At 61.4% G+C, this 24138-nt stretch carries 12 protein-coding genes; 5 read left to right on the top strand and 7 right to left on the bottom strand.

Features of this window, described 5'->3' with window-relative positions; all coding sequences use genetic code 11:
• Window positions 1-13 precede the first annotated feature (13 nt).
• The 5 genes from M8Q45_RS23880 to M8Q45_RS23860 all read right to left on the bottom strand — a co-directional run bounded on the left by M8Q45_RS23880 (window position 14) and on the right by M8Q45_RS23860 (window position 7007).
• Entirely contained in the window at window positions 14-478 is a 465-nt protein-coding gene (locus tag M8Q45_RS23880) for an SRPBCC family protein (RefSeq protein ID WP_249876647.1), read from the bottom strand.
• 31 nt (window positions 479-509) lie between these two features.
• Entirely contained in the window at window positions 510-3926 is a 3417-nt protein-coding gene (locus M8Q45_RS23875; protein ID WP_249876646.1) for a non-ribosomal peptide synthetase, read from the bottom strand.
• Window positions 3927-3936: 10 nt separating this feature from the next.
• Window positions 3937-4869, bottom strand: coding sequence for a diiron oxygenase (locus tag M8Q45_RS23870; protein ID WP_249876645.1), 933 nt, complete (start codon window positions 4867-4869; stop codon window positions 3937-3939).
• Entirely contained in the window at window positions 4866-5642 is a 777-nt protein-coding gene (locus tag M8Q45_RS23865) for a DUF3050 domain-containing protein (RefSeq protein WP_249876644.1), read from the bottom strand. Before M8Q45_RS23865 ends, M8Q45_RS23870 begins: the two co-directional genes overlap by 4 nt.
• Before the next feature lie 684 nt (window positions 5643-6326).
• Window positions 6327-7007, bottom strand: coding sequence for a GntR family transcriptional regulator (locus tag M8Q45_RS23860; RefSeq protein ID WP_249876643.1), 681 nt, complete (start codon window positions 7005-7007; stop codon window positions 6327-6329).
• A 202-nt stretch (window positions 7008-7209) separates the two neighbouring features.
• Here M8Q45_RS23860 and lapG point away from each other — a divergent pair, with 202 nt between their 5' ends.
• The 5 genes from lapG (at window position 7210) to M8Q45_RS23835 (ending at window position 11526) form a co-directional block, all read left to right on the top strand.
• A complete protein-coding gene (gene lapG, locus M8Q45_RS23855) occupies window positions 7210-7902 on the top strand; it encodes a cysteine protease LapG (protein ID WP_249876642.1) in 693 nt (230 codons plus the stop codon).
• A 14-nt stretch (window positions 7903-7916) separates the two neighbouring features.
• Complete coding sequence (gene lapD / locus M8Q45_RS23850; RefSeq protein ID WP_249876641.1) at window positions 7917-9863, top strand: cyclic di-GMP receptor LapD; 1947 nt, start codon at window positions 7917-7919, stop codon at window positions 9861-9863.
• Window positions 9864-10054: 191 nt separating this feature from the next.
• Window positions 10055-10300, top strand: coding sequence for a hypothetical protein (locus M8Q45_RS23845; RefSeq protein WP_249876640.1), 246 nt, complete (start codon window positions 10055-10057; stop codon window positions 10298-10300).
• Window positions 10278-10487 carry a hypothetical protein gene (locus M8Q45_RS23840; protein WP_249876639.1) on the top strand — a complete coding sequence of 70 codons (210 nt, stop codon included), beginning with the start codon at window positions 10278-10280 and terminating at the stop codon, window positions 10485-10487. Before M8Q45_RS23845 ends, M8Q45_RS23840 begins: the two co-directional genes overlap by 23 nt.
• 667 nt (window positions 10488-11154) lie before the next feature.
• Window positions 11155-11526 (top strand): DUF6124 family protein, encoded by a 372-nt coding sequence (locus tag M8Q45_RS23835; RefSeq protein WP_249876638.1) that lies wholly within the window; start codon window positions 11155-11157, stop codon window positions 11524-11526.
• A 305-nt stretch (window positions 11527-11831) separates the two neighbouring features.
• Here the strand turns inward: M8Q45_RS23835 and M8Q45_RS23830 are convergent, their stop codons facing one another.
• Together M8Q45_RS23830 and M8Q45_RS23825 are read right to left on the bottom strand one after the other, a co-directional pair.
• Window positions 11832-12170 carry a hypothetical protein gene (locus M8Q45_RS23830; RefSeq protein ID WP_014335964.1) on the bottom strand — a complete coding sequence of 113 codons (339 nt, stop codon included), beginning with the start codon at window positions 12168-12170 and terminating at the stop codon, window positions 11832-11834.
• Window positions 12171-12393: 223 nt separating this feature from the next.
• Window positions 12394-23895, bottom strand: a complete 11502-nt coding sequence (locus tag M8Q45_RS23825) for a LapA family giant adhesin (RefSeq protein WP_249876637.1) — start codon at window positions 23893-23895, stop codon at window positions 12394-12396.
• Window positions 23896-24138 lie beyond the last annotated feature (243 nt).

Below are 24138 nucleotides of genomic sequence, written 5' to 3'. Positions count from 1 at the left end.
AGGGGATAAGCAGTCAGGCGAACATCGTCACCACATTCCCCATCGCCTCATCGGCGAACCCTTGCAGGAAGTCTCGGAACCCCGACGGTGTATGGGCGTCGGTGTGGTCGGCGATGATGGTCCAGGTGGCGCGGCAGCGGTTATCCGCCAGGGGTTCTACGCGCATCGCCGCCCAGAGGTTGTCGATGCCCAGGGTGTTGTAGATCAGCGTCCAGGTCATGTGCATCGCCTGGTCATCGCGGCTGTTGAGTTGTTCCACCACCAGGTTTTGTCCATCGCGAAAGAATTTCTTGCGCAGGGATCGTACGCCTTCGCCGGTCATTTCGATGCGCTCAAGCGCGGGGATGAAACGCTGGAAACCGCCAAAATCACCCACTATGTCCCAGACTCGCGCCGCGTCGGCGGACACTTCTACCGAGGTTTCGACGTGGCAGGCGTGAGGGTTCTTGATCAGGGTGTCGGGTTGGAATGCACTCATGGTCTTGCTCCTTGCGTTGGGTTGGGATGCTTCAGATGAAATCGATGGCCTTGAGGTAGTCGGCACCACGGCGTAGCAGGGCCGGGGATTTTTCCGGGTAGCGCGCGCCCATCTGCCGTACGCCGGACCGGGCGTTGTCATGGCGGATCAGCGAGATGTCGCCAATGTCTTCCTCGAAGCCGTTGAGGTAGAAACCCAGCACGCCAAACAGCGCATTGTCGGTATCGACCCGCGCCAGTTGTCGTTGCCAGTCAGCGACGCTCACCAGGGAGAACTCCCGGCCACTCTCGCGAAACGACGCGACGTAAGCGTCCCAGCTCAGCGGCTCGGGGTTGTGCAGGTTGAACACGGCTTGATGGGGTTGGTAGCGGCTGGCATGGAAGGCGATGAAGCGGGCCAGGAAGTCCACCGGCATCAGGTCGAAATTGAGCGACAGGGCCGGCACCTGGCCGAGCTGGATCGAGCCCTTGAGCATCAGCATCAAGCGGTTCTTGTGGGGCTGGCAGACCCCGGTCTGGCTGTTGAAACTGATGTTGCCGGGACGGAACAGATTGACCCGCACGCCCAGGTCGCGGGCCCGCTGCAGGATCCGCTCGCCGACCCACTTGGACAGGTTGTAGCCGTTCTTGATGTAGATCGGCGGTGTCTCGGCCGCCGGTAGTTCCAGCACCTGGCCGTCGGCGTCCAGGGCGCTGGAGGCCGACAACGTCGAGACGAAGTTGAAGATCTTCTTGCTGCGCCCTTCGCACAGGCGCAGGCATTCGAAGATCGGTTCGACGTTGTCCCGCGCCAGGGACTCGTAGTCGAGCACATGATTGACGTGGGCGGCGTTGTGCACCAACGCGCCGAAAGTGTTGTCGATGCGCTGATAGATGGCGTCCGGCAAACCCAGTTGTGGTTGGGTGATGTCGGCGGCATGAACGCTGACCCGGCTCAAGTCCAAATGCTCCAGGTGATTTTCCCGCAGGGCCTGGGCGAAGCGTTCGGCTGCGCTTTGCTCGGCGGATTCACGCACCAGGCACGCCACTTCCGTGGCTCCCCACGCCAGCAACGCCTCGACGATGTGCACGCCGAGAAAGCTGTTGGCGCCGGTGACGATCACTTTGTGCACGTCACCGCTCTGACTGATGGGCAGCGGATCGAGGTTGAGCTCGGCTTCGGCGTCGATGAACGCCTGGGGACTGAGGGTCGATGCCGCACTTTGCCCAGGGCTGTCGAGCAACTTCGCCAGGGTGACCAGCGTCGGCGCCTCGATGAAGCGATTGATCGACAGGCTGCGCCCGAATGTCTGGCGAATGCTCAACAGCAGTCGCGACAGCAGGATCGAATGTCCACCCAGGTTGAAGAAACTTTCGTCGGTGGCGATGTCCTCCACCGGCAATTCCAGCAGCTCGGCCCATAGGTGTTGGAGCTGCGTTTCAAGTGCGTTTTGCGGCTGGCGTCCTTGGCCGACAGCCTGGACCGACCCCGCCGTGGCCAGCAGCGCACGGCGATCGACCTTGCCGTTGCTGGTATAGGGCAGGCTGGGCAGTTCGACGTAGGCCGCCGGGTGCATGTAGTTGGGCAACGTGTTTTGCACATGCGCTCGCAAGGCCTGGAGCGCGGCGCCGGGTTGATCCTCCAGGGGCCCTGCCAGGAACGCCAGGATCCGCCGTCGCTCATCGACACCCACCGCCACTTGGCGAAACAACTGACGGTCGCGCAGGCAATGTTCGATCTCTTCGGGCTCGACGCGAAAGCCGCGGATCTTCACTTGGTTATCGCGACGGCCGCAGAGCTCGATCCCGTTGTCGGTCCATTGGCCGATGTCACCGGTGCGATAGACCCGCAGCGTCTGCCCGGTGGGCAGCGTCAGGTCGAGATAACGGCTGGCGGTCAGCACCGGATCGTTCAGGTACCCCAGGCCGACACCGGGCCCGGCGATGTACAACTCACCCGGGGTACCGTCGGGGACCGGTTGTCGTTGTTCGTCGAGAATCAACACCTGTCCATTGGCGATGGGCACGCCCAGGTTGCGGTTGTTGTCGCCCACCGCGAACTGCCGGGTGGTTGCCAACACCGTGGTTTCCGTCGGGCCGTAGATGTTGTGGAACCGGCACTGCGGCGCCAGTCGCTCGATCACGTACGGCTCGCAGACATCCCCACCGGTGATCAGGTGCGCCAGCCCCAAGGGCGCGTCCAGCGGCATGACACTCAACAGCGCAGGCGGAAGGAAGGCGTGGCTGACACGCTGCTCACGAATCAACGCCAGCAGTTGTTGCGGGTCGCGGCGCTGATCTTCGCTGGGCACGACCAACAGCCCGCCCTGGATGAAGGTCGGCAACATGTCCAGCAACGACGCGTCAAAGTTGATCGTGGAAAACTGCAACGCACGGCTGTCTCGCCGCAGCCCGACGTAGTCGCTGTACCAGGCGCAGAAATGGCTGAGGTTGCGATGGCTGAGCAAGACGCCTTTGGGCTGGCCGGTCGTGCCGGAGGTGTAGATCGCCACGGCCGGTTCGTCGATGTTGACGATCCGGCGAATCGTCGAGGCAGGAATGGCCGGCCTCGACGATGGCAGTCGATGAACGTTCAGCGTGGGTATCGACAGTTCATCCAGATCGCTGTTGCCGTCGTGGACCAACAGGTCCGCCCTGGCATTTTCCAGAATGAAGCGCCGACGTTGCGCCGGGTGTTGCGGGTCCAGCGGCAGGTACACCGCCCCACACCCCAGCACCGCCAGGATGGCCGCGTACAGCGGCGCCGATTTTGGCAGGCACACGCCGATCACCCGTGGGCGATCGGTTGCTCCCCGCAGGCTTTCCTGCATGGCCTGCTGAATTCGCAGCACCGAGTCGCGCAAGGACTTGTAGTCGATGGCTTGGCCTTCGACCCACAGCGCGGGTTGCGTTGCGTCATCGAGCATGCGCTGCTCGATGTCGTGCATCACCGGCACTTCGGCGGCGGCCAGCAGCCAGGGGACCGACGGCTGATTGAAGCGGTGTTCGAAGGCCAGCGGCTCCAGCACGTCCAGACCGTGCCCGGGGCCGGCAGCGTCATCCCGTGTCGCCGGCCATTGGTCGAAGCAGTGCTCATCGCGCGACAACTGGCTGACCAGCTGTGCGGCATGCTCGACCACCGCCGTCATCGCGCGCAAACGCAACGACTGACCGTTGCCGCAGCCCTGCGCATGAATGACGTCCTGAAGCAGAATCCGCTGCGCGCCGTCGCGAAAAACCACCACCGGTTGTGGCAGCGCGTGGCCGGGCAAGGCCTGGAGTACCACGCGCACCTGAAGGCGGAAACGGGCCCCGAGGGCGCATGGCACCGTACCGTCGTCGATCAACAGGTCGAACGTGCCGTCGCCGGCCGGCGCCTTCACGACGCCATGGCCATGTTCCTCAAGTTCCCGGGCCAGTTCGGCCATGGCCTGGCTGTTGCCAGACAGTGCTATTTCGAGGCGTCTCATTGAAAGGTCCTCATGGGGTCAAGTAATCGGCCAGGGCGTCGCGCACGCAGGGGGACGCGAGCATCGAGCTGCCACGGAAAAAACGGGTGATATTGCCCACCAATGGGTGGAAACGATTGATCGGATAAGCCAGCGCGCTGGCGTCTTCGCGCAATGACTGGCGCACCGATTCGTCGACGGGCAAGTGGCTGATCAGCTCGAAATCGAAGGCCTGCTGCAGATCGCTCGCCAGGTAATCGGTGATGAACCCTGGCATCAACCGCGCAATCGCCTCGTGGTCTTCTTCGGGCGCGGTGCGCCAGTAAATCTGCACCAGCCGTGTCCAGAAACCGGAATGGCGGCCCTCATCCAGCAGATGATCGGCCATCAACCCCTTGATCGAAGCCTTGACCGAATCGTCCCGGGCGAAGGCGGCCACTTCGTTGGTCACGGTGTTCTCGGCGATGGCGATGCAGATCAGTTCCACGGCGCTGAGCAAATGCGCCGGCGCCCGTGCCAGGGTGGCGGGAATCGCGCGGCTGAGTTCGATCTGCTGGGGCAGCGGGATCGGCGTAATGCCGGTCATGTCGATGGTTTGCTGCATGAAATCCATCGCCACCAAGGCGTGGTAATCCTCATCCACCACCACCGTCATCGCGTCGTAGCGACAGGCGAACGGAAACTCGATGCCGAAGCGATTCTTGGCGATACGCCGGGCGGTGTGGTCCACCAGCTCGGTCTCGAAAATCACCACGTCGTTGATGAATTTATAAAGGCTCTGCACCAGGACAAAATCACGCAACTGCGGGCAATGGCTCAGGAAGGTCTGGCTGTGCACCAGCGGCTGTCGGCTCATGGGGAAGATCAACTTGTCGTCGTCTTCGACCCGGCGCCGTGGCCGGGTGCGGATGGTGGCGCGGCTTTCCCAGGCGTCGGCGAAGGATTGGTATTGGATGGCGTTCATGGCGTCACCTGCGCAACAGGCTGGGCCATGCTCTGGCGCAGGCCATCCCACAGCGCCGCACGGCTGTGGACGGCGGCAATGGCAGCCGCCAGGACTTCGCGTTCGCGTTGCGGATCGCCGTCGATCAACCGCGCCAGCAGTTTTTCCGCCGCCGGGCCATGGTCTTCGGAGTCCACCTCGATGTGCCGTTGCAGGTAGTACCGAAACGTCGGCGCCTGGTCCAGGCCAATACCCCAGGCGTCCAGCATGCGCTGGAACATCTGCGGGATGACGCTCTCGCGACCGTGCACGAACGCGGCGGCGACACTGTGGGCCGGAGCGTGCAGGGCGGTGTGCAGCGTTTGACGCACAAACTGCGCGGCGGCGGGCTCGACTTCGACGCTGTCCAGCGCTGTGTCGGGGCTGACGCCCTCTTGCTGCAGGGCGATGAATCGTTCGATCGCCCGGGTGTCCGCGCCGACCTCGCGCATGGCGTCCAGGTACAGCTCGAAATGGCTGCAATAGCCCGCGCCGGGGCGGTCGTCGGACTCTTCGCCCAGGACAATTTCGTTGATCAGTCGCGCGGCGTGCGGGTCGGCCGGTGGCAGCCACGGCAGATGTACGCAGGTCAGTTCCCGCTGCAGGCGCTTGGTCAGGGACATGAAGTCCCAAACGGCGAAAACATGACTTTCCATAAAGCGGCGCAACAGGTCAATTGATGTTATTTCGGAAAAAACCGGGTGTTGGCCAAGTTCGCGTTTTTTCAGAGATAGTTGTTCTTTGGTTGGCTGCATTGGAACGTCCCTCATCAATGATTTTGTCCGGAAGTTGCTTGCCTGCTTTTCAAGGGGCGAGCAAGTACTTGAACCGGAGTCCATGGTTTTCAATACGTCTGGTTATTGCGCGTTTCGGGTCGCTACGCCTGTGATAGGCGCGGTTTGTCGGGGTGGTAATGGCCGATAACAATTCGGCGAGTGAAAAATTAGTACAAGACTTAAAGGCTCTGCAAGTTATTTTTTACTTATTTAAAGTTGCTGTTTTATTGGGCGCGAAGAGGTAAGTTAAAACTTTTAATTAAAGTTTTATTGGGGCGAAGTTGCTCCTTCCGATTTATAACTATCAGAATCGAATGTTTCGAGTGAATGCCTCACTCGGAGCACTTCAGGGATCAGGGAATAAGAAGTAAGTGTTTTAAGGGCGGGGTGCCGGTCGGACTACCGGGCCTTCCGCCAGTTGGGCGACGCTCCTTGCGTAATGGCTTCGATTCGCCTGGCTACCACCGGGCGCTGACTTCTTCAGGTCTATTTTTGAATCGACAAGCGCAAGAGTGAGCCCAAATCGACAGCAGTTCCATTGGACTGATGCTGCGACGGGACGCAATCGCGGCCGGGCCGTAGTGGCTAGGCAATCCGGGTGTGGGAAGGATGTGTAAGAAAATACTGCGCCGGCCAGATGGCCGGCGCTGGAGGGCGACTCGATTAACGTTCCAGGTGCCGACGCATGGTGACGGAGGCTTTCTCCAGATGGGCTTCGAGCAGAAGAACCGCTTGATCGATATCTTTGGCTGTCGCAGCGGCGAGCATCGCGCGGTGGTCATCCTGGGTCAGCTTGCCCAGGCCCATGGAGGACAGGTGAAAGCGCAGGAAGCGTTCTTCTTCGTTGAGTTCTCGCTCGATGAGGTCCAGCAGCTTGGCATTGGGCGCCTTGTGGTAAAGCGACATGTGGAACAAGCGGTTGAGCCTGGCGATCTCGGCGTAATTGGTCTGCCCTTCGAGCTGTTCGATGTATTGGCCGGCCATGGCCAAGTCGTTGTCGTCGAGCAGCGGGATGGACAGCCGCAGGGCGAAGCCTTCCAGGACCGAACGCAGGGCGTAGGTCTCGACCGCATTGCTGGTGATCAACGGCGCCACAACGGCGCCCTTGTGCTGGACCACCGTAAGCAACGACTGCGCCTCGAGCTGACGCAACGCCTCGCGCACCGGCATGCGGCTGACGCCGAACAGGTCCGCCAGTTCCTGCTGGCGCACAGCGGTGCCACTGGGCAGGCGTCCGTCGAGAATGGCCTCGCGCAGGGCGCTTTCGATGATCGAGCGCGCCTGGGCTGCGGGAATGGGGCCGTTGACCTGGATAGTGCTTAACGGTTTGGGCTTCTGTGTCACGACAACACCTGACTGGTAGTAACGAAAATTGGATCCAAGCCAACATTAGTTACAGATTGCCAAGCCGTCAAAATCTCGCGGCGCCGGTTCCTGAACTAGAGTTTAGTCTGCTTGCGGTGATTGCAACCTGCCATTGTCTTTTGCCGGGCCAGGCTTCACCATCCAACGAATTTTCCAACCGCCCTTTTCGGACGCATTTCCCTTGGCTGCACCTTTCCCAGTCCTCAGGTCCTTGCGCTGGCTGTGCTCGGCATTGCTGCTGGCGGGCCTGATGCTGGGTGGCCTGCAGGCCGATTGGGACTTTGCGCAGATCAGCCGGCGGGCGCAAGCATTATATGGACCGTTGGGTGAAGGGCAGCAGCGGATCGATGCATGGCAGGAATTGTTGGCGACGCAGAAGCAGATTCCGGAATTGGAACAGCTCAAGGTGGTGAACCTGTTCTTCAACAAGAAGGTGCGCTACGTGGAAGACATCGACCTGTGGCGGGAGGTCGATTACTGGGAAACCCCGATCCAGGCGCTGTGGAAGGGCGCAGGCGATTGCGAGGACTACGCGATTGCCAAGTACTTCAGCCTGCGCCACCTCGGCGTTTCCAGTGACAAGCTGCGCATCACCTACGTCAAGGCCTTGCGGCAGAACCGTGCGCACATGGTGCTCACCTACTACGCCACCCCTGAGGCGATGCCGCTGGTACTCGACAGCCTGATCGACGGCATCCTGCCGGCCAGCCAGCGAACCGACTTGCTCCCGGTCTACTCCTTCAACGCCGAGGGACTGTGGCTGCCGGGCACCAAGGGCAACAAGAAAGTGAGTGATACCAAGCGCCTGTCGCGGTGGCAGGATGTGTTGAAGAAAATGCAGGCCGAAGGTTTTCCGGTCGAGACGACTAACTAGGAGCGCGCGCTCAGATGTCCTTGTTCAAACAGCTGTTGATCGCTATCTGTCTGTTCCTGGTGGTTGCCTTCAGCGGCAGCTTCATGGTCAGCCTGGAGAGCTCGCGGGCCCAGTACGTCAACCAGTTGCGCTCCCACGCCCAGGACGCAGCCACGGCACTGGCGCTGTCCTTGACGCCGAACATCGACGACCCGGCGATGGTCGAGTTGATGGTCAGCTCGATCTTCGACAGCGGCTACTACGCGAGCATCCGCGTGGTCGACGTGGCTACCGACAAGACCCTGGTCGAGCGCACCGGTACCCCTGACGCCGGCAACGTCCCACAGTGGTTCATCCAGCTCATTGGCCTGGAGCCGGCCGGCGGCGACGCGATTGTCAGCCGCGGTTGGGAGCAGGCGGCGCGGGTCGAAGTGGTCAGCCACCCGATGTTCGCCCTCGCCAAGCTGTGGCAGAGCGCCCTGGGCAGCCTGGGCTGGCTGCTGCTGTGCGGCGCCGTGAGCGCGGTGCTGGGGGCCTTGCTGCTGCGTCGCCAGCTCAAGCCGCTGGACTACATGGTGCACCAGTCCCATGCCATCGCCCGGCGCGAATTCCTGAGCCTGCCGGAGCTGCCACGCACCCCTGAACTGCGCCGGGTGGTGCAGGCGATGAACCAGATGGTCGAGAAGCTCAAGGCGCTGTTCCAGGAACAGGCCGAGCGCAGTGAAAAACTGCGGATCGAGTCGTACCAGGACAACCTCACCGGATTGGCCAACCGGCGGTATTTCGAGATGCAGCTGCATGCACGGGTGAGCAATCCCGAGCAGGCCAGCTCCGGTTATCTGCTGTTGTTGCGGGTCAAGGACCTCGCCGGTCTGAACCAGCGGCTGGGCGGGCAGCGCACTGACCAGTTGCTCAAGGCCGTGGGTGAGCAATTATTGCGTGAGTGCGCCCGGTACCCGGAAACCCATAACCTGGTGACGCGCATTCGCGGTGGTGAGTTCGCCGTGCTGGCGCCTGGGCTGGTGCGCGAGGAGGCGCTGCAACTGGCGCAAAACCTCGAAGCGGCGTTGGCGAGCCTGCATGCCACCGGTGCGACGGACGTGGCAACGGTGGCTTCCATCGGGCTGGCGCCGTTCGTCCACGGTGACTCGCCGCAAGCGCTGCTCCAGCTCGGCGACCAGGCGTTGGCCCAGGCCGAAAGCCAGGGCGAGCCGGGTTGGGCCTGCCTGGATCACAGCGCATCGGCCAGCGTCGGCGATGATCACCATGCCTGGCACAACCTGCTTGACCGGGCCCTGGACAATCAACGTTTCGAGCTGTACTTCCAGCCTGTGGTGGCCGCCCAGGACACCCAGGTGGTGCTGCATTACAAGGTGCTTTCGCGGCTGCTGGACGAGCAGGGCCAGACGATCCCCGCCGGGCGTTTCTTGCCTTGGCTGGAGCGCTTTGGCTGGACCGCGCGACTGGATCGCCTGATGCTCGAACAGGTCCTCAAGCAGATGGCTGGGCACGAGCAGTCCTTGGCGTTGAACCTGTCTTCCGCCACGCTGGCCGATTCGCAGGCACTGGCCAAGGTTTTTGAAATACTGCGGGCGCATTCCAACCTTGGGTCGCGCCTGACGCTGGAGATCGGTGAAGAGCAACTGCCCGAGCAAGCGGTGCTGGAGCAATTGACCCGGCAGTTGCGCGAGCTTGGTTTCTCCCTGAGCCTGCAGCGCTTTGGTGGGCGGTTCAGCATGATTGGTAACTTGTCGCGGCTGGGGTTGGCTTATCTGAAGATTGACGGTAGTTACATCCGGGCCATCGATCAGGAGAGCGACAAGCGTCTGTTCATTGAAGCTATCCAGCGTGCTGCCCACAGTATTGATCTGCCATTGATTGCTGAGCGGGTGGAGACGGAGGGGGAGTTGGCGGTGATTCGGGAGATGGGGTTGTTTGGGGTGCAGGGGCAGTTGGTGGGTGAGCCTCGGCGTTGGGGGTGAGGCTTGTTGGCTAATTTTTGACTGGGTACATATCCGTTGCTGCGGTCACGGCGGCTTAGGGTTCCGCCCTTACGGCGGGTCACTTTTTTCAGACGCCAAAAAAGTAACCAAAAAGGCTTGGCCCCACCACTCGGTGCCTCGCCAGGGCTCGGCATGCCCTCACTCCGGCATTGCTCCGTGGGCCCGCCGCGATGGGCCATCCATGGCCCTGCGCGGCTAACCCGGCATCCATGCCGGGTTGCCCACTCCACAATGCCTGCGTTCGGCCATCGTGGTTAACGGGGCCTGGCAGATCAAAAGCAAAAGCAAAAGCAAAAGCAAAAGCAAAAGCAAAAGCAAAAGCAAAAGCAAAAGCAAAAGCAAAAGCAAAAGCAAAAGCAAAAGCAAAAGCAAAAGCAAAAGCGAGGCGGCTTGATGGCCGATCTGGTTTTTGGTGAGACCGCGTTTGCCCTGTGGGAGCCTGCTCGCGAAGACAATCGAACGGTCGATGAAGATGTGAATGCACTGGCCTCTTCGCGAGCAGGCTCGCTCCCACAGGATTTGCGGCAAACCTGCATCGGGCTGCTGCTGGAAATCCGATGTGGGAGCGAGCTTGCTCGCGATAGCGGTGGTTCAGCTAAATAAATGCTGGCAGACACCTTGCCCTTGCCCTTGCCCTTGCCCTTGCCCTTGCTCTGCTTTTGATCTTGATCTTGATCTGGAACGCCCCGTTAACCACGCTGGCCGAACGCAGGCGTTGCGCAGTGGGCATCCCGGCATGGATGCCGGGATAGCCGCGCAGGGCCATGGATGGCCCATCGCGGCGGGCCCACGAAGCAATGCCGGAGTGAGGGAACACCTCGCCTAGGCGAGGTGCCGAGTGGTGGGGCACAGCGTTTTTGGTTACTTTTTTGGCGTCTGAAAAAAGTGACCCGCTGTAAGAGCGGAACCGCCAGCAGCCGTTACCGCAGAAATGGATCCCCCCTAAAAGCCAGGTCCTAGGAGATTTCCTTCAAGTTCTAGCGAAGTTGGTGAACTTGTCCTGCGTCCATCTGATGGCTAGTCTGGGTTTGTCACCGAAAAAACGGTGACACGGACGTGCAAGTCCGAAGAAACTGTTTAGGATGCGACGCTACATTGCTCATGGGCTTTTTTCTGTCCACTGGCTTTATGGCGGCTGCACGCGGGAGATCCTTGGATCTGCCGGGTGTCCTAAACAGGCCCGGTCTTGCACACCTGCGTACGGCCGCCACCCTCATTCGCGTGCAAGCGAACGGTGACGGTTTCCACTTAACTGTTTAGGAAATCTCAAATGTTCAAAGCAACTCCGAATCCGCCAGAAAACCCTGGCAACACGTCCAGCAAATCCTCGAAATCCAAAAAACTCGACGAAGCCGCCGAGCGCGTCCTCGACTACTACCTCAACCCCAAACCCGCCGATCAAACCTCGAACAAATCCCAAGGGCCCCAACTCTTCATGGTCGCCCCGGACATCGACACCGAAACCCTACTGGCCAACGCCTCCGAAGACCTGCTGTCCATCAGCGCCATCGCCGCCAACCTGGCGGATGACGTCGACGGCTCGCGCCGCAGCGTGATCCTGGCGATCAGCCGCATGGCCGATGGGGTGCATCTGTTGGTGGAACGGGCGATGGATCGGCTTGAGGTTCAAGCCACAATCTGAAAGACCTGTGGTGAATTGAAGACCGCTTTCGCGAGCAGGCTCGCTCCCCCACTGATCTGTGTCGAACCGAAATATCGAAATCAACACCCATCAACGGTGGGAGCGAGCTTGCTCGCGAAGGCATCAGCCCAGACAATTCCAAACCCGTGGCGAGGGGATTTATCCCCGTTGGGCTGCGTAGCAGCCCCAGATACTTAAAGGTGAACTGCCTGACACACCGAGGCGGCTGGGTTTTAGGGCCGCTGCGCAGCCCAGCGGGGATAAATCCCCTCGCCACAGGTTTTTTTGTGCTGCTCAGGCTGGTGTTAAATCAACCCCTTCTCATCATCATCGATCAACCGGCTCAGCCCGCCCAGCGCTTCGCGGGCCTGGTTGCGGTCCATCAGCTTGGCCTGGGCCGCGGGTGGCAGGTCGGTGACGCGGATGACGCCTTTGCTGGTCAGCACCTGGATCAAGTCATCGAGCACCCGGATCATCTCCAGGTCGCTTTGCTTGAGCTGCTTGAGGCTGTTTTCTACTGCCTGGTTGGCGAACCAGTCCTGGATTTCATGGTTGTCAGCCGGCAAGGTCTCGGTGGCCTCGGCGTAAGCGGTGGCTTCGACGCGCACCAGCAGGCCTTGTGCATCGCGTTGCACATAAAACATCGGGCATCCCTCATGTATGAAGCGGCGTCATGCTGGGCAGCATAGGCCAACCAGGGGGCGTTTGAACACTTATCCGTGGCGAGGGAGCTTGCTCCTGGGGTGCGCTCTTTCCACGGCCAGTGGTGTCTCAAGCGAAGAACGAGACCAAGGTCAAAAGATCGCAGCCTGCGGCAGCTCCTACAGCGAGGGAGCAAGCTCCCTCGCCACGGGGTTTGTGTCAGCGTCAGCTGTTGTTGTGATCGATCTTGATGGTCGGATCACTGCCGGTGATGAGGGAGTTCAGGTTGATGTTCGACCAGTTGTTGCCTTCCAGCTTGATCGTCACGTCCGGCGCCGCTGCGCTGTTGGCCGTGTTGAACTGGCCGGTGGTGCTGACTTGCAGGGAGGAAACGCCATCGACCGTGGTGATTTTCAGGAAGTGGTCGATGGTGCTGCCGGTTTCGCCCTGCAGCAGGTCCCGCAGGTCGATCCGGTCACCGTCGCCGGCCTTGAAGTCCTTGATGACGTCAGTGCCGGTGTCGCCCGATTTCCAGACGAAGGTATCGCCGCCCAGGCCACCGATCAGGGTGTCGTTGCCCTTGCCGCCGATCAGGGTATCGGCACCGCTGCCACCGAGCAGGATGTCATTGCCCTTGCCACCGTCCAGCAGGTCGTTGCCGCCCTGGCCGAACAGGATGTCGTTACCGGCGCCGCCCAGCAGGGTGTCGTTGCCATCATGCGCGCCAGACACATCGAACGCGGTGTAGTGCTCGGTGATGTACTGGTGCACGTTGCTGGTGGTGATCTTGCTGACGTCGACGCCGCTTTGCTGGGCCACGAACGACTGGATCGCCTGGTAACCCTCGCCGGTGATGCCGTTGAAGCTCACCAGGTCGCCGAAGAGGATGTCATTGCCGTCGCCGCCATTGACCGTGTCGGCACCTGGCAACGTCGCTTCGGTGTGGCCGATGATCGAGTTGGCCAGGTCCTTGGGGTCGATGTTGGTTTGCGGCTTGCCATCGGAGTCGTACGGCTTGAGGTCGTCAAGGGTCACGCCGTTGTTCAGGCCGATGGCTTCAACGTTGCTCAAGCCTTTGAGCAGGGTGAAGCTGGCCGTTGAGCCGGCTGCTGCCGAGGCGTCGCTCCACCCGCCGCCGTCCACGTTGGAGAACTCGAACGTACCGTTGCCCTCGGCATGCACCGTGCCGACGTAGTTTTCGTTCCAATTCTTGCCGTTCTTGATGGACAGGTACATGTCCCCATTTTCTTCGATGATGAATTTGTGCGTGCTGTCGATCGTCTGGGTGTAGTACTTGCCGACGGTGTAGTTGGCCGCGCTCAGGACGTCGTCGAGCTTGACGGTGCCGTACAACACTGGGTTCGTTTCTTCGCCGGACTGGTAGCGCGTTGGCTCACCGTCGGTGATGAAGTACGTCAGGTTCTTCGCACCGGTATTACTCAGGGCTTGGGTGCTGTTGAAGAAGTTTGCGGTGGTCTTGAACACGTCTTCATAGTTGGTATTGCCGCCGGACACCATCGAGTCGAGCACGTTCTTGAGCAATGTCAGCGCGTTCGGGTCGTTGAGGTTGACCGCAACGTTCTTGTTGACCTGGTTATCGAAGTCCGCCAGGAAGATGTTCACCGTACCGGAGTTGCTGCCCAGGCTCTGCTTGAGCGTGTTGAACACCTGGGTCAGCGAGTTCTTGGCGGCGGTTACAGACGACGAACTCATGCTGCCGGAGCTGTCGACCATGAAGGCGATGTTGTAGTTGACGCCCGGCACCACGGTCAGGCCGCCGATGTCGGCGACCACGATGTCGTTGCCGTCGGTACCGGTGACATTGTCGCTGCCGGAGGTGGCGGTGACGGCGTTATAGGTCGCCGGGTAAACGGTGACCGGGATCTGCGCGGTCGTCACGGCCGATCCGCCGAGGGATTCGGTGGAGGTCGACGTTACCGTCAGGTTGATCTGGCCGTTGTAGTAGGTCGGTGGCGTCAGGTTCAGGCTGCCCAGGTTCCAGCCAGTCACCGAGGCCTCGCCGTTGGCACCGACGATCGCGGTGTGGCCGGCGCCGTCGCTCAGCACGCTGCCTTCCGGCATGCCGCCGATCTTCACGCTCAGGCTTTCAGAGCCGTCGGTGTCGGTCAGCGCGGTGGTGATCTTCGACAAGTTCACGCTGCCGCCTTCGCCACCTTCGTTGAGCTTGAAGCCGTCGTAGTAGCCTTCGCCGTTGGTGCCATGCAGGTCGGAAACGCTGACCCCGGCGTTCGTCAGGTCGGTGACACCGGTGTAGAGCGGTACGCCGGCACTGCTCAGGTCTAGCGGCGTGCTGCCGTTGACCGACAGGTTCACGTCATAGCTACCCGGGCCGGTCTGGTTGTGGTGGTAGATGTCCAGGGTGTAGTAGCCGCTGCTGGTCGGGGTGAACGAACCATTGAGCTTGCCACCCGCGCCCCAGGTGATACCCGCCACGTCCTTGCCGCCGATCGTCACCAACAGGCTGTCATCGCCCGTGCCACTGAAGGTATAGGTCTTGCCAGCTTCCAGGAAAATCAGCCCCGAGGTCTTCGACGCGGTGCCCGGATTGACGTTGCTGTCGTTCTGGACGTTGGTCACGTTGGTGCTGCTGTTCGGCGTGCCGGCGGCATCGATCACCGACTTGAGCGTGCCGGACGGCGCGCCGCTGCCATCGGTGCCCAGGCCCGACAGGCCGGTCCAGACTTCCTTGATCAGGCCAGTGGAGGTCACGTTGTTGCCGGCCACGTTGAGGGTCGGTGCGTCGGCGGTCGGCGTGATGTCGATCTTCACGGTGCCGGTGTTGCCCAGCGCCTGGCCGTCGGTAGGCTGGAACTTGATTTGCGTGTAGTCAGCCTGTTGGTTGCCCACGCCGCTGCCACCGTAGCCATTGGTCCCGGATTCATTGGCATCTGGCGTGAAGCGCAGCTTGCCGGCATCGATATCGGCCTTGGTGAAGGTCTGGTTGTTGGCCACGTCCTTCCAGGTCGCACCGTCCAGGTACTGCAGCTTGCCATCGCCTGGCAGCCCGGTGATTTTCACGCCCTGGCTGGCGGCGGAGCTGTCCACGTCGCTGACGCCGAAGGTCGACCAGCCAAGCACCAGCGAAGTGTCTTCGGTACCGGTCACCGAACCGCCAGTGGCAACCGGCGCATCGTTGACGCCGACCACGTTCACGGTGGTAGTGGCGGTGTTGGAGTAGCTTGCGCCGTCAGTCACCGTCACGGTGATCACGCGCGGTACGCTGCTCGGGTCTTCGCTGTTGTTGATGAAACTGATGTTCTTGATCTGCTGCATGTAGTCGGCCAGCGTCGCATTGCCCGTCAGCGTCAGGACGACCTTGCCGTCGGTGCTGTTGGCGTTGATGCTGATGCCGTTGACGCTGTTGCCCAGGTTCAGATGATCGCCAGGCTGACGGTTGGTCAGCACGATGGTGGCGCCGGTCAGCATGGTGCTGTCCGGGTCAGTGATCTTCAGGTCGGTGTCGGCGATGGACACGCCCGGACCGGTGGTGCCTTCGGTGAAGGTCACCTGGTAGTCGGCGCCGGTCTTGCCGCTGGAATCGTTGGCATCCAGGTCAAGCGCAGGCGGTGCATCGTTGTCGATGATCGACGTACTGACGCTGCCGTTGGTCCCGCTGACCGCCAGGTGCTCGAAGTTGCCGCCAGTGGCCGAGTCGATCTTGACCACGAAGTTTTCCGTGCCTTCGGTGATCTTGTCGTCCAGGGTGGCCACGTTGAAGTTGGCGCTGGTGGCGTTGGCCGGAATCTTCACGGTGTAGACGCCGGTAAAGTCCGAGCCGTCGGCGGCGGTACCGCTGTAGACGATCTTCACGGTCACTTCGGTTTGCGCCGGGTTCGTCAGGCTGACGGTGTACGTGGCGGCCTGGCCTTCGGTGACGGAGGTGCTGCCGGTGATGCTGACGGTGGTATTGTCGACAGTGTCGCCCACGGCCGTCGACGCGCCGGCGCTATTGACGCCGATGGCTTCGAGGTTGCCGCCGGAGGCCGATTTGATCGACTCGGTGATGGACGGCGCACCGGTGTAGACATCGTTGCCGACATGCACATCGAGCGCGCCCGAACTTGCGCCGGCAGCGATGGTGATGGTCTTGCCGCTTTCCAGGGTGACGGTCACTGGGCCGTTCTGCGCGGTGACGGGTTTGCCGTCGGCGCCGGTCAGGGTGGCCGTGTAAGTGATCGTGCCGTTTTCGTTCACGGTTGGCGTGGCGGTCAGCGTCACGGTAGTGGTGTCGTTGACATCGCTGATCACGGTGCTGGCCGGCGCGGTGTTTGGAGCAATGGCTTCCAGGTTGCCACCGGATGCATCTTTGATCGACTCGGTGACGGTCGTTGGGCCTAGGTAGACATCATTACCGACAGGCACATCGAGCGCACCCGAGCTTGCACCGGCAGCGATGGTGATGGTCTTGCCGCTTTCCAAGGTCACGGTCACTGGACCGTTCTGCGCGGTGACGGGTTTGCCGTCGGTGCCGGTCAGGGTGGCGGTGTAGGTGATGGTGCCGTTTTCATTCACGGTTGGCGTGGCGGTCAGCGTCACGGTAGTGGTGTCGTTGACGTCGCTGACCACGGTACTGACCGGCGCGGTGTTTGGAGCAATGGCTTCGAGGTTGCCGCCCGTCGCGGTGCTGATGCTTTCCGTGACGGTGGTTGGGCCTTGGTAGACATCATTACCGACAGGCACATCGAGTGCGCCCGAGCTAGCGCCCTCAGCGATGGTGATGGTCTTGCCGCTGTCCAGGGTCACGGTCACTGGACCGTTCTGAGCGGTGACAGGTTTGCCGTCAGCACCGGTCAGTGTGGCCGTGTAAGTGATCGTGCCGTTTTCGTTCACGGTTGGCGTGGCGGTCAGCGTCACGGTAGTGGTGTCGTTGACATCGCTGATCACGGTGCTGACCGGCGCGGTGTTTGGAGCAATGGCTTCCAGATTGCCGCCGGATGCATCTTTGATCGATTCGGTGACAGTCGTTGGGCCCTGATACACGTCGTTGCCGACAGGCACATCGAGCGCACCCGAACTTGCGCCGGCAGCGATGGTGATGGTTTTGCCGCTTTCCAACGTGACGGTCACAGGACCGTTTTGCGCGGTGACGGGTTTGCCGTCAGCACCGGTCAGTGTGGCCGTGTAAGTGATCGTGCCGTTTTCATTCACGGTTGGCGTAGCGGTCAGCGTCACGGTAGTGGTGTCGTTGACGTCGCTGACCACGGTGCTGACTGGAGCGGTGTTCGGTGCAATGGCTTCGAGGTTGCCACCGGATGCCGAGGCAATCGACTCGGTCACGGTGGTCGGACCTTGGTACACGTCGTTGCCGACAGGCACATCGAGCGCACCCGAGCTTGCGCCGGCTGCAATAGTGATGGTCTTGCCGCTTTCCAACGTTACGGTCACAGGACCGTTTTGCGCGGTGACAGGTTTCCCATCGGCACCAGTCAGGGTAGCGGTGTAGGTGATGGTGCCGTTTTCATTCACGGTTGGCGTAGCGGTCAATGTCACCGTGGTGGTGTCATCGACATCGCTAACGATGGTGCTGACTGGAGCGGTGTTTGGAGCAATGGCTTCGAGGTTGCCGCCCGTCGCGGTACTGATGCTTTCCGTGACAGTGGTCGGACCTTGATACACGTCATTGCCGACAGGCACATCGAGCGCACCCGAACTTGCGCCCTCAGCGATGGTGATGGTCTTGCCGCTTTCCAACGTTACGGTCACCGGACCGTTTTGCGCGGTGACGGGTTTGCCGTCGGCACCGGTCAGCGTAGCGGTGTAGGTGATCGTGCCGTTTTCATTTACGGTCGGCGTAGCGGTCAGGGTCACCGTGGTGGTGTCATCGACATCGCTAACGATGGTGCTCACCGGAGCGGTGTTCGGTGCAATGGCTTCCAGGTTGCCGCCCGTCGCGGTACTGATGCTTTCCGTGACGGTGGTCGGACCTTGGTAGACGTCATTACCGACAGGCACATCGAGCGCACCCGAGCTTGCACCGGCAGCGATGGTGATGGTCTTGCCGCTTTCCAACGTTACGGTCACCGGACCGTTCTGAGCGGTGACAGGTTTACCGTCGGCGCCGGTCAGGGTGGCGGTGTAGGTGATGGTGCCGTTTTCGTTAACGGTCGGCGTGGCGGTCAATGTCACCGTGGTGGTGTCGTTGACGTCGCTGACCACGGTGCTGACTGGCGCGGTGTTTGGAGCAATGGCTTCCAGGTTGCCACCGGATGCATCTTTGATCGACTCGGTGACGGTCGTTGGGCCCTGATACACGTCGTTGCCGACAGGCACATCGAGCGCGCCCGAACTTGCACCGGCAGCGATGGTGATGGTCTTGCCGCTTTCCAGGGTGACGGTCACTGGACCGTTCTGAGCGGTGACAGGTTTGCCGTCAGCACCGGTCAGGGTAGCGGTGTAGGTGATGGTGCCGTTTTCGTTCACTGTCGGTGTGGCGGTCAATGTCACCGTGGTGGTGTCGTTGACATCGCTGACCACGGTGCTGACCGGCGCGGTGTTTGGAGCAATAGTTTCCAGGTTGCCGCCCGTCGCCGTACTGATGCTTTCCGTGACGGTGGTCGGACCTTGGTAGACGTCATTGCCGACAGGCACATCGAGCGCGCCCGAGCTTGCGCCGGCAGCGATGGTGATGGTTTTGCCGCTTTCCAAGGTCACGGTTACTGGACCGTTCTGAGCGGTGACGGGCTTGCCGTCGGCGCCGGTCAGGGTGGCGGTGTAGGTGATCGTGCCGTTTTCGTTTACGGTTGGCGTAGCGGTCAAGGTCACCGTGGTGGTGTCATCGACATCGCTAACGATGGTGCTGACTGGAGCGGTGTTCGGTGCGATGGCTTCGAGGTTGCCGCCCGTCGCGGTACTGATGCTTTCCGTGACGGTGGTCGGACCTTGGTACACGTCATTACCGACAGGCACATCGAGCGCGCCCGAGCTTGCGCCGGCAGCGATGGTGATGGTCTTGCCGCTTTCCAGGGTGACGGTCACCGGACCGTTCTGCGCGGTGACAGGTTTGCCGTCAGCACCGGTCAGCGTAGCGGTGTAGGTGATCGTGCCGTTCTCGTTCACCGTCGGCGTAGCGGTCAATGTCACCGTGGTGGTGTCGTTGACATCGCTGATCACGGTGCTGACTGGAGCGGTGTTAGGAGCAATGGCTTCCAGGTTGCCACCGGATGCATCTTTGATCGATTCCGTGACGGTCGTTGGGCCTTGGTACACGTCATTACCGACAGGCACATCGAGCGCACCCGAACTTGCGCCGGCAGCGATAGTGATGGTCTTGCCGCTTTCCAATGTTACGGTCACTGGACCGTTCTGAGCGGTGACAGGTTTGCCGTCAGCACCGGTCAGGGTGGCCGTGTAAGTGATGGTGCCGTTTTCATTCACGGTTGGCGTGGCGGTCAGCGTCACCGTGGTGGTGTCATCGACATCGCTAACGATGGTGCTCACCGGAGCGGTGTTTGGAGCAATAGCTTCCAGGTTGCCGCCCGTCGCCGTACTGATGCTTTCCGTGACGGTGGTCGGACCTTGGTACACGTCATTGCCGACAGGCACATCGAGCGCACCCGAGCTTGCACCGGCAGCGATGGTGATGGTCTTGCCGCTTTCCAAGGTCACGGTCACAGGACCGTTTTGCGCGGTGACAGGTTTGCCGTCAGCACCGGTCAGGGTAGCGGTGTAGGTGATGGTGCCGTTTTCATTCACGGTCGGCGTAGCGGTCAATGTCACCGTGGTGGTGTCGTTGACATCGCTGACCACGGTGCTGACAGGCGCGGTGTTCGGTGCAATGGCTTCCAGGTTGCCGCCCGATGCCGAGGCAATCGACTCGGTCACGGTGGTCGGACCTTGGTACACGTCGTTGCCGACAGGCACATCGAGCGCACCCGAGCTTGCGCCGGCAGCGATGGTGATGGTCTTGCCGCTTTCCAACGTCACGGTCACAGGACCGTTTTGCGCGGTGACGGGTTTGCCGTCGGCGCCGGTCAGGGTGGCGGTGTAGGTGATCGTGCCGTTTTCGTTCACGGTTGGCGTGGCGGTCAGCGTCACGGTGGTGGTGTCGTTGACGTCACTAACGATGGTGCTGACCGGCGCGGTGTTTGGAGCAATAGCTTCCAGGTTGCCGCCCGTCGCGGTACTGATGCTTTCCGTGACGGTGGTCGGGCCTTGGTAGACGTCATTGCCGACAGGCACATCGAGCGCACCCGAACTTGCACCGGCGGCGATGGTGATGGTCTTGCCGCTTTCCAACGTGACGGTCACCGGACCGTTCTGAGCGGTGACAGGTTTGCCGTCGGCGCCGGTCAGGGTGGCGGTGTAGGTGATGGTGCCGTTTTCATTCACGGTTGGCGTGGCGGTCAGGGTCACCGTGGTGGTGTCATCGACATCGCTGACGATGGTGCTGACTGGAGCGGTATTCGGTGCAACGGCTTCGAGGTTGCCGCCCGATGCCGAGGCAATCGACTCGGTCACGGTGGTCGGACCTTGGTAGACATCATTACCGACCGGTACATCGAGCGCACCCGAACTTGCGCCGGCAGCGATGGTGATGGTCTTGCCGCTTTCCAACGTGACGGTCACAGGACCGTTTTGCGCGGTGACGGGTTTGCCGTCGGCGCCGGTCAGGGTGGCGGTGTAGGTGATGGTGCCGTTTTCGTTCACGGTCGGTGTGGCGGTCAGAGTCACCGTGGTGGTGTCATCGACATCGCTGACGATGGTGCTCACAGGCGCGGTGTTTGGAGCAATGGCTTCCAGATTGCCGCCGGATGCATCTTTGATCGATTCGGTGACAGTCGTTGGGCCCTGGTACACGTCGTTGCCGACAGGCACATCGAGCGCGCCCGAACTTGCGCCGGCGGCGATGGTAATGGTTTTGCCGCTTTCCAAAGTGACGGTCACAGGACCGTTTTGCGCGGTGACAGGTTTGCCGTCAGCACCGGTCAGGGTGGCGGTGTAGGTGATCGTGCCGTTCTCGTTCACGGTTGGCGTGGCGGTCAGCGTCACGGTGGTGGTGTCGTTGACGTCACTAACGATGGTGCTGACCGGCGCGGTGTTTGGAGCAATAGCTTCCAGGTTGCCGCCCGTCGCGGTACTGATGCTTTCCGTGACGGTGGTCGGACCTTGGTACACGTCGTTGCCGACCGGTACATCGAGCGCGCCCGAGCTTGTGCCGGCAGCGATGGTGATGGTTTTGCCGCTTTCCAAGGTCACGGTCACAGGACCGTTTTGCGCGGTGACAGGTTTCCCATCGGCACCGGTCAGGGTGGCGGTGTAGGTGATGGTGCCGTTTTCATTCACAGTTGGCGTGGCGGTCAGGGTCACCGTGGTGGTGTCATCGACATCGCTGACGATGGTGCTCACAGGCGCGGTGTTAGGAGCAATGGCTTCGAGGTTGCCACCGGATGCCGAGGCAATCGACTCGGTCACGGTGGTCGGACCTTGGTACACGTCGTTGCTGACAGGCACATCGAGCGCGCCCGAACTTGCACCGGCAGCGATGGTGATGGTTTTACCGCTTTCCAACGTGACGGTCACCGGACCGTTCTGAGCGGTGACAGGTTTCCCGTCGGCACCGGTCAGGGTGGCGGTGTAAGTGATCGTGCCGTTTTCATTCACGGTTGGCGTAGCGGTCAGCGTCACGGTAGTGGTGTCGTTGACGTCGCTGACCACGGTGCTGACAGGCGCGGTATTCGGTGCGATGGCTTCGAGGTTGCCGCCCGATGCCGAGGCAATCGACTCGGTCACGGTGGTCGGACCTTGATACACGTCATTACCGACAGGCACATCGAGCGCACCCGAACTTGCACCGGCAGCGATGGTGATGGTCTTGCCGCTTTCCAGGGTGACGGTCACTGGACCGTTCTGAGCGGTGACCGGTTTGCCGTCGGCGCCGGTCAGGGTAGCGGTGTAGGTGATGGTGCCGTTTTCGTTAACGGTCGGCGTGGCGGTCAATGTCACCGTGGTGGTGTCGTTGACATCGCTGACCACGGTGCTGACAGGCGCGGTGTTCGGTGCAATGGCTTCCAGGTTGCCGCCCGATGCCGAGGCAATCGACTCGGTCACGGTGGTCGGACCTTGGTACACGTCGTTGCCGACAGGCACATCGAGCGCGCCCGAACTTGCGCCGGCAGCGATGGTGATGGTCTTGCCGCTTTCCAGGGTGACGGTCACTGGGCCGTTCTGCGCGGTGACAGGTTTGCCGTCAGCACCGGTCAGTGTGGCGGTGTAGGTGATGGTGCCGTTTTCATTCACGGTTGGCGTAGCGGTCAGCGTCACGGTAGTGGTGTCGTTGACGTCGCTGACCACGGTGCTGACCGGTGCTGTGTTCGGTGCGATGGCCTCCAGGTTGCCGCCCGATGCCGAGGCAATCGACTCGGTCACGGTGGTCGGACCTTGGTAGACGTCATTGCCGACAGGCACATCGAGCGCGCCCGAGCTTGCGCCCTCAGCGATGGTGATGGTTTTGCCGCTTTCCAACGTGACGGTCACAGGACCGTTCTGAGCGGTGACAGGTTTGCCGTCAGCACCGGTCAGCGTAGCGGTGTAGGTGATGGTGCCGTTCTCGCTTACGGTCGGCGTAGCAGTCAGCGTCAGGGTAGTGGTATCTACCGAGTCGGTGATCGTGGTGACCGCAAGCGCCGTGCTCGGCACCAGATTCTCAAAGTTGCCGCCGGTTGCGCCAGTAATCGTCGTGCTGACGGTACTGCCGTTGTTGTAGACGTCGTTCGCCGGAGTATCAACGGCGACGGTGCCGGTCGTAGCGCCCGCAGCGATGTTGATCACCGCGCCATTGCTCAGGGTCACGGTCACCGGCGTTTGCGCTGGGTTGGTCAGCGTGGCGGTGTAAGTGATCTGGCCGCCTTCGGTAATCGTGTTGTTCGCGCTCAGAGTAACGGTGGTGGTGTCGATGGTGTCGGTGATCTGGGTCACTGCCGGTGTGGTCGGCACGGTCACGGCGATGCCGCTGCCGCCGCTGGTACCCGTAACGGTCACGCTGATCTGGCTTGGGTCGTTGTAGACGGTGTCGTTCGGCGCGAGCGGTACGTTGACGCTACCGGTCAGTTGTCCGGCCTGGATCACGATGACCGCACCGTTGGACAAGGTCACGGTCAGGTTGGTCAGTGGCGCCTGGGTAACGGTTGCGGTGTAGACCAGCACGCCGCCGGCTTCGGTGATGGTCGGCGTGGCGCTCAGGCTCATGGTCGCATTGAGCACGGCGTTGGCCGTCGTATCGGTGGTGTCGCCACCCAAGGTGTTGTTGTCGGTCGCGGCGGCCGCTGCGAGGCCTGCAGTCGGGAAGCCGATCGTCGGATCGACGCTGCCGGCCGTGGCGTCCAGCACGACGAAGCTGTGGCCGCCACCGGCGGCGCCACCTGTACCCGCGGCGGTTGGGCCCGCGGCGGTGGCTTCCAGGGCGGTCGTCGGGTCGACGCCGGCGGCGATGGCTTGCTGCAGCTCATCTACAGACGGCGCGGCTTGGGCAGTGGCCTGTTCAAGGTCGGTGGAGGAGTCCGGAGCGTTGGCGCTCCACTGAGTGTCGCGGCCCAGGTCCAGCGTGCGGCCATCGGCCAGCTCCAATGTGACGGCGCCGGCAGGGCCGGTGTCCAACTGGTCGCCCACATTCAGGCGGTCGCCCTCAATGAGTACGCGCCGAATACCTTCGGGGGATACGGCGAAAACCTGACCAACAATGCTTTTGACAACGGCAATAACACTGCTCATTGAAGACTCTCCGGGTACCACGTTCAGTAGACTTCCATGGACCCGACAGCCTCAATGGCCATAGCGGTCTGGACGTTCATGCTCACTAAGGGAAAATGTTTTGACGCTCTAATATGACAATATTTTGACTGTATTTTTCGGCGTATTTTGTTTCTGCCAAACTATTGACCTTCTGCCGGCCATCCTAAACAATCGCTTCCGTAATGTCACATTGATATTTAAGCGGCGACCTGTTCTTTCGGT

Origin of the sequence: Pseudomonas sp. T1.Ur (genome assembly GCF_023516725.1) — a bacterium.
GTDB classification, from domain to species: Bacteria; Pseudomonadota; Gammaproteobacteria; order Pseudomonadales; family Pseudomonadaceae; genus Aquipseudomonas; species Aquipseudomonas alvandae.
Note: the sequence above shows the minus strand (reverse complement) of the source record. Positions and strands in the feature narration are given on the sequence as shown.